Genomic DNA, 12,135 nt, shown 5'->3' on the forward strand with positions numbered 1-12,135 from the left:
CGGGGGGTTTAATTAATGACAGTTTTTCATTTCACAGGCATTAAAGGTTCTGGCATGAGTTCACTTGCACAAATCTTATTTGATGCTGGTGAACAAGTACAGGGCTCAGATGTTGATAAATATTTCTTCACGGAACAGCCGTTACGTGAACGTAATATTCCGATTTTTACATTTAATGCAGATAATATTAAAGAAGGTATGACAGTTATTGCAGGGAACGCATTTCCTGATGACCATCCTGAATTAGAGCGTGCTCGTCAAATCGGTGTAGAAGTTATTCGCTACCATAAGTTTTTAGGTGAATATATCGGTAATTATACGTCGATTGCTATTACGGGTGCACATGGTAAAACATCTACGACAGGCTTAATGGCTCATGTTGTAGGAGGTTATAAACCAACTTCTTATTTAATCGGAGATGGAACAGGAGCTGGACATGAAAGTGCTGACTTCTTTGTGATGGAAGCATGTGAATACCGTCGACACTTTTTAGCTTACAATCCTGATTACGCGGTAATGACTAATATTGATTTTGACCATCCAGACTACTTTGCAAACATAGAGGATGTTTATTCAGCCTTTCAATCATTAGCATTACAGGTTAAAAAAGCAATTATTGCTTGCGGAGATGATGAACATCTACAACGTATTCAAGCGAAAGTACCTGTTGTTTATTATGGATTTGGAGCTGAAAATGATTTTGAGGCTCGTAATGTTGAAAAAACAACAAAGGGTACAAAATTTGATGTATTTGTCCGCAATGAATTTTATAGTACTTTCTTTATCCCATTGTTTGGAGATCATGCGGTATTAAATACTTTAGCTGTTATTACACTTTGCCAATATGAAGGTATTTCACCAGACATCGTTCAAGAACGTTTAAACACATACAAAGGTGTAAAAAGACGTTTTACAGAAACGGATATTGGGAATAATGTTTTAATAGATGACTATGCACACCATCCAACTGAAATCCGTGCAACGATTCAATCGGCGCGACAAAAATTTCCGGATCGTGAGTTAGTAGCTATTTTCCAACCACATACATTTACACGTACACAAGCTTTTTTACAGGATTTTGCAGATAGTCTAAGTCTTGCAGATACAGCATACTTATGTGATATTTTTGGTTCTGCAAGGGAAACACAAGGCGCACTTTCAATCCAAGATTTGGCGTCTTTAATTGAAGGCAGTGCAGTGATTACCACTGAAGGAATTGAAGTGTTAACAAAGCATAAGGGCGCAGTATTTTTATTTATGGGCGCAGGCGATGTTCATAAATTCCAAGATGCTTTTGAAGACGTGCTAAAGAACAACGAAACAGCTTAATCCGCAAGGGATAAGCTGTTTTTTCTCAAAATGAGAAGGAATTCAGTTTTTTTTGTCGAAAATAAGGAAAGTAATAGTAAAGAGAATTTTTACTTGTAGGAGGTCTAGTTATGGAAATTATTTTGTATATTGCAGCAATCATTGCAGCAATCGGTTTTTTAATTTTTTGTGTGAGCGTTGGAATGACATTATTTTCGCTCAAACCAATCCTTAACAGTTTAGCTGGAACATTATCAGGTATTGAAGGACAAATGGAAGGTATTACACGTGAAACGACTTCCTTACTATCCAAAACAAATAGCTTGGCAGAGGATATTCAAGAAAAATCCGAACAGTTAAATTCTGTTGTTCATGCAGTTAAAGGAATTGGTGACTCTGTAAATGGTTTAAATACATCTGTACAGCAAATTACTTCTTCAATTTCTAATAGTGTGGAACAAAATGAAGAAAAAATTGCACAAGTTGTACAATGGAGCAATGTCGCAATAGGCATTGCAGATAAGTGGAAGAAACGCAAAATTATCGATCAGGCCAATGAGGTGATTCAAGAAGATGTTTATTCTTCTGAATCCGAGCAGTCGGAAAAGTCGAAAAGAAAATGGGGCCGAAAAAAATAATTATTATTCGGTAGACATTAAATGTCAACGGAATAAAAATAAAGTCTTAGGCATATGTTGAAGAATGCATCCGCGAAAGCAGATGGACAACCAATCTAAGCAAATTAGATAATAAGATGGGGAGGAATTGTTGCATGACAACTCAAAAACCAAATTTTAATGAAGTGAAGGAACAACAACTTGAAAGTTCATTGCCACAGCTTTATCAACCGCAAGAATTGATCTATGAAGAGGAGCGAGTGAACATGAAGGATTTTGTTATTGGCGCATTAGTTGGGGGTATAGTAGGTGCAGCAGCAGGCTTATTACTAGCTCCAAAATCAGGGAAAGATTTACGTAGCGATGTAGCAGTACAAGCTGTTAACTTAAAAGATAAAAGTGCAGATTTCTCGACAACTGCAAAAGATAAAACGGTTCAATTATCTAAACAAATTCAAGAACAATCTACACAATTAGTAGAGAAAGTAAAAATATTAAAATCAGCAAAAGCACCAACTGTTTTTGACGATGGTACTGTTTCTTTTGAGGGCGAAGAGCCACTGGAGGATTTTATTCCTAGTGAAGAACCTAAAGCAGAGGATGCTAGTGAAAAAAAAGAACAAGCTGAAGAAAAAAGTGAAGAAGTTCGCGCATAAAAAGATCAAAGGGATACGCTACATCTTATCATAGATGTAACGTATCCCTTTTTTATTGTTAAGGAAACTATGGATTTTTTGACTGTGGATAAACTAGAGCAAAGTCGTCGTCTAGGCTAAAACGCTACATCCTCGAGGTCGCTTCGATCCCTCGGGCAAAAGTGGTGGAGCGTTTACTTTTGCTTCGGGCTCTCCAGCGCTTGTCGGATGTAAACGAGCGCTTTAGCGCATTTGTTCAGATATAGGCGCTTTTTCTAGTAAAATCTCTAATTTATCCCCGCCGAAAATCTCCATATCGAAGCTTGCTGATTGACCATTTCGTAAAATCGTAAAATTACCTTTAAATGTAGTAGGTAGTTGCCAATTAGAGAAGCGGAACACATCTTGATATATCCAACGACTTCGGTCTTTTTCTTTAAATGAAATTGTTGCTCCATTTGGAACGGTTGAAAGAGGTGAAACTACTATATGATTAACGAGAACTTCATTGGCCATCTTCTTTAGGTCTAACACTTCATTTTGAAAGTGTATGATGATTTTATCCTCAAGTAAAACATTCATTTGGTCAGCAATCCGTTGAACAGTAGGAAATGATTGTTGCTGAAACGAAATAACATCACCATCTTGTACAGCATATGACAATTTTGATGGTTTACCATTAATCATTAAATGGGCAGAAAACTCTGGTAAATAAAGTGGCTTTCCGTCCACTTGAATATAAAATGACTCAAATTGTTTTAATAACTCCCAATTATTTGTGAGCTTAAATACATCCTCGACTGTTTCGGCTATTTCAAACATCACAACATCTCGATCATTTAATGCACTATCGAGTGATGCAGGGGAACCATTAACAGTTATTTGTGGTTCAATTACATATTTTGTATGTTGAATTGTAACGGTTTTAATCGAAGCATCATCTACAATATCTCTCACTGTAGCATTAGCTGCCTGACCATCTTGGCCTTCAATTAACTGGATGGCATCGCTTGTTTTAATCATTGTTTTTGTGGATGCCTGATGACCATTCACTAAAATTTCCGCCGGTTGACCGTGACCACCAGGGATGAAAATATCTTGTCCATTTACATTCACTGATAATCCATGTCCTGGTTTTCCATATAACTGCTTTGCTCGAATATTGGCTGCTAAAAATGCATCGGCAACGGTCATTTCCTTTAATTCAAAAAGGCGAACTACTTGTTCATTGACAGTTAGACTCATATATTGAATAGGCATTTTTTTTGCTGCGATGGCGATACCGATTGGGGTCACCAATTCAGGAGATGCTTTAATATGATCTTCCTTCGTTAAGTTTTGAATGGCGTCAATCCCTCGAACGGCAATGCGATTGGCAGGTAAATCTAGTACTAGTCCAAGTTCGGTTGTAAGATTTGGTGTTAAGCTACCTCCACCAACAAGCATTACTGCTTTAGGAGCTATGCGATTATTAAGACGCAAAATTTCTTCCCCAATGGCTTTTGCAAGTTGCTTAACTGCAGGATCAATTGCTTGAAGAACTTCTTCTTTCGGATAATATTGATCAAAGCCTAAAATATCCTGAATTAAAATTTCTTCTTCTGTTTGCAGTTGACGTTTCGCTTTTTCGGCAACTGGAAAGTCGAGTAAGTAGTGGTCACTTAAAGCCTCTGTTATTTCATCACCAGCTGTTGGTACCATGCCATATGCGACAACAGTACTTTTATCGGTAATGGCAATATCAGATGTACCAGCACCAATGTCAACAAGCGCCACATTTAAACGACGCATTGTTGGGGGGATAAGCACATTAATGGCTGCAATAGGTTCTAATGTTAGTGCATCCATTTCTAAATCCGCGCGTTTAAGAGCCGCAATAAGTGATTCTACGACAACTCGTGGCAAGAACGTAGCAATCACTTCAATTTGTGCTTCATCACCTTGCTGATCGAGTAGGCTACCAATTTCTTCACCATCTAAACGATAGTATAAAACTGAATAACCAACACAATAATAGTGGCTTATTTTAGCATCTTCTTTGTGTTGAAGGAGCTGTTGCTGAGCCTGTTGAACAGCTTGTAGTTCTAAACGACTTATATCTTCTTCTGTAAAGATTGGTCGATTACGTATATTAATCGTCACGCTTGCTTGTTCTGTTTTTAATGAGCGACCAGCCGCAGCGACACTCACTTTTGTTAACGGACCATGCTTCTCTTCAAGTTCATGTTTAATTTCATTGATTAAATCTGCCACATACATGACATTATGTATTTGACCATCAACCATGGCGCGTTCTTTATGTTCTTTTACTAAGATGTCTTCCACGTGAAAGCGGTCATTATCTTCAGCTAAAATAATGCCTACTACAGAACGTGTACCGATATCAAGTGCAAATAATTTTGAATTCAATGTACTCGCTTCCTTCCTAGTTATATGTTATTATAATTTAGCGAGTTGAAGCGCTAAATTAAAAATGCGTGACATTCTGCGCAACATTGATTATAATGTTGCTAATATCTAAAAATGTAACATACATTTCAGAGTTCTGAAAGTGTCTGTCATGAGGAGAGGAGCAAGAAAGCATGAGCCAAAAAGATTTAGAAAGCTTACGTAGTCAAATTGACGGTTTAAACTTAGAAATTCTTCGTCTAATTAACGAACGTGCAGCAGTAGTTGATGAAATCGGTAAGATTAAAGAAAAACAAGGTGTGAATCGCTATGATCCATTGCGTGAACGACATATGCTTGATCTTATTAAAGAACACAATCAAGGTCCATTAAACCAAATGACGGTTGATTATATATTTAAGCAAATCTTTAAAACAGCTTTAAAACAACTAGAAGCAGATAAGAAAAAAGAGTTACTTGTATCACGTAAGAAGAAATCAGAAGATACTGTCATTAATGTGAATGGTGAACTGATTGGCCAAGGAAAACCATCTTTCGTATTTGGACCTTGCGCTGTAGAATCATACGAGCAAGTAGCAGCAGTGGCGGCATCTATTAAAGCAAAAGGTGAAAAGTTAATTCGTGGCGGTGCTTATAAACCACGTACTTCTCCATATGACTTCCAAGGTCTTGGATTAGAAGGGCTTAAAATTTTAAAACGTGTGTCAGAGGAATTCGGTTTAGGCGTTATTACGGAAATTGTTACACCAGGTCATTTAGAGGAAGCATTAGATTACATCGATGTTATCCAAATTGGTGCACGTAATATGCAAAACTTCGAATTATTAAAAGCAGCGGGTGCAACAAATAAACCTGTCCTTTTAAAACGAGGCTTAGCAGCGACAATTGATGAATTCATTCACGCAGCAGAATACATTATGTCTAAAGGAAATGAGAACATCATTCTTTGTGAGCGTGGTATTCGTACTTACGAAAAAGCAACTCGTAACACATTAGATATTTCTGCTGTACCAATTTTAAAACAAGAAACGCATTTACCAGTATTTGTAGACGTAACGCATTCAACAGGTCGTCGTGATTTACTATTACCATGTGCTAAGGCAGCAATTGCTATTGGAGCTGATGGCGTTATGGCAGAGGTGCATCCAGATCCATCTGTAGCACTTTCTGATTCACAACAACAAATGGATATTCCAACATTTGATGCTTTCTACCAAACACTACAAACTTTCATGAAGAATCATGAAATCAATGCTTAATTGTTGATAAACACCGCTTGCTTTAATCGGCAGGCGGTGTTTACTATATAGTGACAAAATAATGACTAGAAAAGTACTATTTGTACTTGGTTTTTCTTTTCATGTACATACTGCTTCTTGAAAAGAATATGAAAATTATCGTATGATAAGGCTATAAAAGGAAAAAAGGGAGGCACGTACGATGACTGTTACAATTTATGATGTTGCAAGAGAAGCAAATGTTTCTATGGCAACGGTCTCTCGTGTAGTCAATGGTAATCAAAACGTAAAACCGGCAACACGAAAAAAAGTATTAGAAGTAATTGAACGATTAGAGTATCGTCCAAACGCAGTAGCGCGTGGATTAGCAAGTAAGAAAACAACAACAGTTGGCGTGATTATCCCGGATATTGCAAACAATGTTTATGCGGAGCTGGCACGTGGTGTAGAGGATATTGCAACAATGTATCGTTACAATATTATTTTAGCCAACTCAGACCAACATGAAGATAAAGAGCTTCAGCTACTGGATACAATGCTTGGAAAACAGGTTGACGGTATTGTTATGATGAGTGATGAAGTAACTGAAAAAATGCAACAAACTATGGATCATTCTCCTGTGCCAATTGTACTTGCAGGTTCAGTAGATGAATCGCAAACAATTGCGACTGTTAATATAGATTATTATCAAGCAGCTTATGAGGCGATTACATTACTTATTCAAAATGGTCATAAGAGAATCGCTTTCGTAACAGGTCCGCTTTCGTATACTATTAATGGAAAATTCAAACTTGAAGCTTATAAAAAAGCCTTACAAGACGCAGGTTTACCTATAGATGAATCACTAATCGCTGCAGAGGAATCGAGCTATGATATGGGCTTAGAGGCGTGGGAAACATTATCCTCACTTGAAAATCCTCCAACTGCTTATTTTGCAGGTAGTGATGAATTAGCAATTGGATTGATTCATGGTGCACAGGATGCAGGCAAAGATGTACCTGAGGATATCGAAGTGATCAGCTTTGAAAATTCAAAATTAGCACGTATGGTTCGTCCACAGCTAACAAGTGTCGCGTTACCACTGTACGATATCGGAGCTGTCGCAATGCGCTTGCTGACAAAATTGATGAACAAAGAGCCTGTTGAGGACGAAGCGGTTATTTTACCTCATCGTATTGAACATCGACAATCTGTCAAAAGTAAATAACAGTTATAACACGTAAATCTGATAATGGATTTGCGTGTTTTTTTATAGTCGAATAGAAACACGAAAGTGACGGATAGAATGCCAAGAGTGACTGATAGAGGGCTAAGGTAAAAATAAAAGGCCTCACGATTGTCGTGAGGCATAGTGTTAAACGTGTTTTTCATTGCGAATAATATGAAGCGCTTTGGTTAGCATTTGCGCGTTTTTTTCTTCAATCTCAGCCTTTCGAGGGATTGGCTCATACAATGGATTTGGATCCTCCCAAGTTGGAATAAAAGGCACTGGTGCTTCAGGCTGCCAACGATCTAACCATGCTTGAGGTAGGGGGCCTGTTGGTAATTGCTGATCTGTCATTTCAAGCCATAGCATAGACCATGCGCGAGGCACAACACGCCAAATATCGTAGCCTCCACCGCCAACAGCAATCCATTTCCCCCCACAATATTCATGTGCTAATTTATGCGCAAGCTTTGGAATTTCTCTATAAATGTTCATTGTTCCATATAAATGTGTTAATGGATCAAAATAATGTGCATCTGCGCCGTTTTGCGTTAGCACAACATCCGGCTTGAAAAATTCAAAGACTTCTCGCATAGCCTTTTCATATATTTCTAGGAAACTCTCATCTTCTGTAAAAGCATCAATTGGGAAATTAAAAGAAGTGCCGTAGCCCTGTCCATTTCCGCGTTCCGTAATATTACCAGTTCCAGGGAAAAGATAGCGCCCTGTTTCATGAATAGACAATGTACAAACATCTGGATCTTCATAAAAACTCCATTGCACCCCATCTCCATGATGGGCATCGGTATCTATATAAAGTACACGAGCATTATATTTTTCCTGCAAATAGCGAATAGCTACTGTACTATCGTTATAAATACAAAAACCTGATGCACGGCCACGGAAGCCATGATGTAGCCCTCCACCTAGATTGAGGGCGTGCTCGGCTTTTCCTTCCATAACATAATCGACAGCTGTTAATGTTCCGCCGACAAGCTGTGCACTTGCTTCGTGCATATTTTCAAAAATAGGTGTATCTTCGGTGCCTATGCCGTAGCTTTCACATTGTGCCTCTGAAAGCTCACCATGTCCTGCTTTTTTAACGATTTCAATATATTTTGGATCATGTGCAAGTAAAAGCTCATCCTCTGTTGCGACACGAGCTGGAACAATATCTAAATCATCAAGAGCATCAATATTCTTTAACAAATCCATTGTAAGCGTCAAGCGTTTATGATTGAAAGGATGGGTATCTGAAAATTTATATCCGAGTTGTTCTGGCGAGTAAACAAATACTGCTTTTTTCATTGTAACGAAACACCAGGTAAATTAGGCCATAATACATCAAAGCCTTCTTTGCGAAGATCTTCTATCATAGCTAGTGGATTCAATGTTTTTACTCGGACACTTAAAATTTTATTTTGGGTATTTTCAGAGTCAGGATAAACTAAGACGCTTTGGACATTTGCATGATGTTCATTGAAAATTTTTGTGATTTCAAATAATATTCCTGGCGTATCAGATACACGAATTTCAATTTTAGAGCCAGGTTCAGTGGCACCGGTTAACTCTATATATGTATAGAGTAAATCTGTGGTAGTGACAATTCCAACTAGTTTTCCTCCAGAGACAATTGGTAAACACCCTACTTTGGATTCGTAAAAAGTAAGAGCAACTTCTTCTACAAAATCAAGTGGATGACCGACAAGTGGATTTTTAACCATAATTTCTTCCACTTTTGCATTAAAAACTGGAGAATTAGGCTCATCCCGTAATGAGGAAGGTAAAGCCTCTTTAATATCTCTTTCAGTGATAACCCCAAGAACGTGATGTTCCTCATTTACAACTGGCAAATGACGTACTTTTTTCTCACGCATTAATTTCAGTGCTTCAAACACTGTATTTGTTGGAGCCAGCGTGTGTGGCTCATCATTCATAATTTCTTCTACGATCATATACTCATCCCCTTTGTGCTGGTTTTAATACATGAAGCGATTTCTAAAACGAAGTCTATCAAATCTTTCTATTGTCTCAGGAGGCACGCGTTTTCCTTCACGTGCCATCAGGCAGTTAGCAGGATGTGATGTAATTTCAGGGTCATCTGTAGCAAAATATTCGAAATTGGCAGAGCCCATCATTTTCTCCATCATTTTGCGATAATCCCAAACATTTAAACCAGTCCCTTTTAAGTCCCAATGCCAATAATATTCGGTAGTGATAACAAGATAGTCTTCCATTTCATCTCCCATAAAAGACACAGCTAGTAGTGCCTTACCAGCACCTGTACCACGATAGTCTGGAATGACTTCAATAGCACCTAGCTCAATCATGTTATCAATTCGATCCTCCGCCCATCGTTCGAGTGGATCAGGGTATAAATAGGTGACGTAGCCAACGATAATGTTTTCATTTCGAATAATAATAATTCGTCCTTCAGGAAGTCCTGCAATTTCTATAATGGCTTGCTGCTGTTGCTTTGGAGGTCTAAAAGCAACCAAGCCTTCGTGGAATGAATATGTAGCTAATTTTTCTGGAGGAACAGGTCCTTCCACATACACAGTACCATGCTTAGTTTCCTTTGTAACAGAAAAAAAAGTTTTTTTATGTTCCATGATTACACCACCTGAGTTTAATAATTCCATTATAGCTGATTTCTGCGAAAAAACGCTATCTTTTACGAAATATACCTGTGTTTTTAGAAAAATGAAAATATTAAGACATTATCGGTGAATTCGTGTAAAATATATTTATCTGCATCTGTTATTCAACAGATGAATGTAGTGTGAATAAGCATTCACTAATTTTACACTACATTAACTGTTGTATAACAATTGCTACGTAACGTATTTGTCTTTGGAGAAGGTGGCGGATTTTGAAGGGTTAAAATAAAGAAATAACGATTTGAAATTTGCTTACTAAAGTACTGAAGCGATAGCAAAGAAAGGGGTAGTTTCATGGGGATGAAAATGATGGAGAAGTTGAATGCTTTACCGAAGCAATATAATTTGCCTAATTATGAGGGAGCTGCGGCAACGCATGATTGGGCAGAGACAGAAAAGGGATTTAGTTGGTATGAAACAGGGCTTGTGAATATGGCATATGAAGCAATTGATCGTCATACAGAAACGCATCGAAAAAACAAAGTTGCACTTTATTTTAATGATGGAAAGCGAAAAGAGGCTTATTCTTTCAATGAAATGAAAAAGCTGACGAATAAAGCCGCAAATGTTTTTAAGGCAGCAACAAATTTAGAGAAAGGTGATCGATTATTTATTTTCATGCCACGTTCACCTGAACTTTATTTTTCATTATTAGGCGCTTTGAAAATGGGTGTTATTGTAGGTCCATTATTCGAGGCATTTATGGAAGGTGCTGTTTATGACAGACTTGCAGATAGTGAAGCTAAAGTGTTAGTGACAACACCAGAGTTACTTGAACGAGTACCTTTAGCAAAGCTACCACATTTGCAGCATGTCTTTTTAGTAGGAGATGATATAGAGGAAACAACACAAATTTTAGATTTTAATAGACGCTTGAAAGAGGCATCTTCTCAATTTGACATTGAATGGGTGGACAGAGAAGATGGCATGATTCTTCATTATACTTCTGGATCAACTGGAGCTCCAAAGGGCGTATTGCATGTTCATAACGCAATGCTTCAACAATATCAATCAACGCAATGGGTACTAGATTTGCGTGAAGATGATATTTACTGGTGTACGGCAGATCCAGGATGGGTAACAGGAACAGCATATGGTATTTTTGGTCCATGGTTAAATGGTGCCACAATGTTAATTGTTGGTGGAAGATTCTCACCGCAAGCTTGGTATCAAGCAATTGAGGATTATAGTGTAACAGTTTGGTATAGTGCACCAACAGCTTTCAGAATGTTAATGGGCGCTGGTAGTGGTATGCTCGAGAAATATGATCTATCTTCTTTACGCCACATTTTATCTGTTGGTGAACCGTTAAATCCAGAGGTAATTCGTTGGGGGATTGATGAGCTAGGTCACCGTATTCATGATACGTGGTGGATGACAGAAACCGGAGCACATATGATTTGTAACTATCCTTCTATGGATATTAAGCCAGGATCTATGGGAAAACCATTACCAGGCATCCATGCGACAATTGTTGATGATGCTGGTAATGAAGTACCACCTTTTACAATGGGGAATTTAGCAGTTCGACGTGGTTGGCCAGCAATGATGCGTCAAATTTGGGGGAATCCAGAGCGTTATGAATCCTATTTCTTAAAATGTGAGTGGTATGTGTCTGGGGACTCTGCCTATATGGATGATGAGGGTTACTTCTGGTTCCAAGGACGTGTAGATGATGTTATTATGACAGCTGGTGAGCGTGTAGGCCCTTTCGAGGTAGAAAGTAAACTACTAGAGCATCCTGAGATAGTAGAGGCTGGGGTGATCGGAAAGCCAGATCCTGTACGAGGTGAAATTATTAAAGCCTTTGTATCATTACGTGAGGGTGTTGAACCTTCAGATGCATTGATTGAGGACATTCGTAATTTTGTTAAGAAGGGCTTATCTGCACACGCAGCACCACGTGAAATTGAATTTAAGGATAAGCTACCAAAAACACGCAGTGGTAAGATTATGCGTCGTGTGTTAAAGGCGTGGGAGTTAAATTTACCAACTGGTGATTTATCTACGATGGAAGATTAATTTTTTGTCTCAAATAAAATTTTAACATATGTATAATGA

The 12,135-nt window shown here is 38.1% G+C and carries 10 protein-coding genes; 6 read left to right on the forward strand and 4 right to left on the reverse strand.

Annotation, left to right across the window (positions count from 1 at the left end; all coding sequences use genetic code 11):
* Positions 1–15 precede the first annotated feature (15 nt).
* The 3 genes from murC to ABH968_RS14885 all read left to right on the forward strand — a co-directional run bounded on the left by murC (position 16) and on the right by ABH968_RS14885 (position 2,581).
* A complete protein-coding gene (gene murC / locus ABH968_RS14875) occupies positions 16–1,329 on the forward strand; it encodes a UDP-N-acetylmuramate--L-alanine ligase (RefSeq protein WP_370045090.1) in 1,314 nt (437 codons plus the stop codon).
* Between the two features lie 110 nt (positions 1,330–1,439).
* Complete coding sequence (locus tag ABH968_RS14880) at positions 1,440–1,946, forward strand: DUF948 domain-containing protein (protein WP_370045092.1); 507 nt, start codon at positions 1,440–1,442, stop codon at positions 1,944–1,946.
* Positions 1,947–2,080: 134 nt separating this feature from the next.
* The gene (locus tag ABH968_RS14885; protein ID WP_370045094.1) at positions 2,081–2,581 is read left to right on the forward strand and encodes a YtxH domain-containing protein; all 501 of its coding nucleotides are present in this window, start codon (positions 2,081–2,083) and stop codon (positions 2,579–2,581) included.
* Positions 2,582–2,803: 222 nt separating this feature from the next.
* On the opposite strand, the gene ABH968_RS14890 is transcribed toward ABH968_RS14885, so the two are convergent.
* On the reverse strand, positions 2,804–4,969 hold the full coding sequence (locus tag ABH968_RS14890) for a cell division FtsA domain-containing protein (RefSeq protein WP_370045095.1): 2,166 nt from the start codon (positions 4,967–4,969) through the stop codon (positions 2,804–2,806).
* Between the two features lie 173 nt (positions 4,970–5,142).
* Here ABH968_RS14890 and ABH968_RS14895 point away from each other — a divergent pair, with 173 nt between their 5' ends.
* Entirely contained in the window at positions 5,143–6,228 is a 1,086-nt protein-coding gene (locus tag ABH968_RS14895; RefSeq protein ID WP_370045097.1) for a bifunctional 3-deoxy-7-phosphoheptulonate synthase/chorismate mutase, read from the forward strand.
* A 181-nt stretch (positions 6,229–6,409) separates the two neighbouring features.
* On the forward strand, positions 6,410–7,414 hold the full coding sequence (ccpA, locus tag ABH968_RS14900; protein ID WP_100542405.1) for a catabolite control protein A: 1,005 nt from the start codon (positions 6,410–6,412) through the stop codon (positions 7,412–7,414).
* A 147-nt stretch (positions 7,415–7,561) separates the two neighbouring features.
* Here ccpA and ABH968_RS14905 read toward each other — a convergent pair whose 3' ends face one another.
* Genes ABH968_RS14905 through ABH968_RS14915 form a run of 3 tightly spaced genes read right to left on the reverse strand, consistent with a single transcriptional unit; the run spans position 7,562 to position 10,026 of the window.
* Positions 7,562–8,722 (reverse strand): acetoin utilization protein AcuC, encoded by a 1,161-nt coding sequence (locus ABH968_RS14905; protein ID WP_370045098.1) that lies wholly within the window; start codon positions 8,720–8,722, stop codon positions 7,562–7,564.
* Entirely contained in the window at positions 8,719–9,369 is a 651-nt protein-coding gene (locus ABH968_RS14910) for an acetoin utilization AcuB family protein (protein ID WP_370045100.1), read from the reverse strand. Before ABH968_RS14910 ends, ABH968_RS14905 begins: the two co-directional genes overlap by 4 nt.
* A 24-nt stretch (positions 9,370–9,393) precedes the next feature.
* A complete protein-coding gene (locus ABH968_RS14915; RefSeq protein WP_053485122.1) occupies positions 9,394–10,026 on the reverse strand; it encodes a GNAT family N-acetyltransferase in 633 nt (210 codons plus the stop codon).
* Between the two features lie 342 nt (positions 10,027–10,368).
* On the opposite strand from ABH968_RS14915, the gene acsA reads away from it, so the two are divergent.
* The gene (gene acsA, locus ABH968_RS14920) at positions 10,369–12,096 is read left to right on the forward strand and encodes an acetate--CoA ligase (RefSeq protein WP_370045102.1); all 1,728 of its coding nucleotides are present in this window, start codon (positions 10,369–10,371) and stop codon (positions 12,094–12,096) included.
* The last annotated feature ends 39 nt before the right edge of the window (positions 12,097–12,135 follow it).

Origin of the sequence: Lysinibacillus sp. RC79, assembly GCF_041262405.1 — a bacterium.
Classification (GTDB): domain Bacteria; phylum Bacillota; class Bacilli; order Bacillales_A; family Planococcaceae; genus Lysinibacillus.

Bases quoted from the DNA above. Each gene is read 5' to 3' on its own strand.
- murC (WP_370045090.1), top strand. From the start codon at position 16: ATGACAGTTTTTCATTTCACAGGCATTAAAGGTTCTGGCATGAGTTCA.
- ABH968_RS14910 (WP_370045100.1), bottom strand. From the start codon at position 9,369: ATGATCGTAGAAGAAATTATGAATGATGAGCCACACACGCTGGCTCCA.
- ABH968_RS14905 (WP_370045098.1), bottom strand. From the start codon at position 8,722: ATGAAAAAAGCAGTATTTGTTTACTCGCCAGAACAACTCGGATATAAA.
- ABH968_RS14915 (WP_053485122.1), bottom strand. From the start codon at position 10,026: ATGGAACATAAAAAAACTTTTTTTTCTGTTACAAAGGAAACTAAGCAT.
- ABH968_RS14885 (WP_370045094.1), top strand. From the start codon at position 2,081: ATGACAACTCAAAAACCAAATTTTAATGAAGTGAAGGAACAACAACTT.
- ccpA (WP_100542405.1), top strand. From the start codon at position 6,410: ATGACTGTTACAATTTATGATGTTGCAAGAGAAGCAAATGTTTCTATG.
- acsA (WP_370045102.1), top strand. From the start codon at position 10,369: ATGGGGATGAAAATGATGGAGAAGTTGAATGCTTTACCGAAGCAATAT.
- ABH968_RS14880 (WP_370045092.1), top strand. From the start codon at position 1,440: ATGGAAATTATTTTGTATATTGCAGCAATCATTGCAGCAATCGGTTTT.
- ABH968_RS14895 (WP_370045097.1), top strand. From the start codon at position 5,143: ATGAGCCAAAAAGATTTAGAAAGCTTACGTAGTCAAATTGACGGTTTA.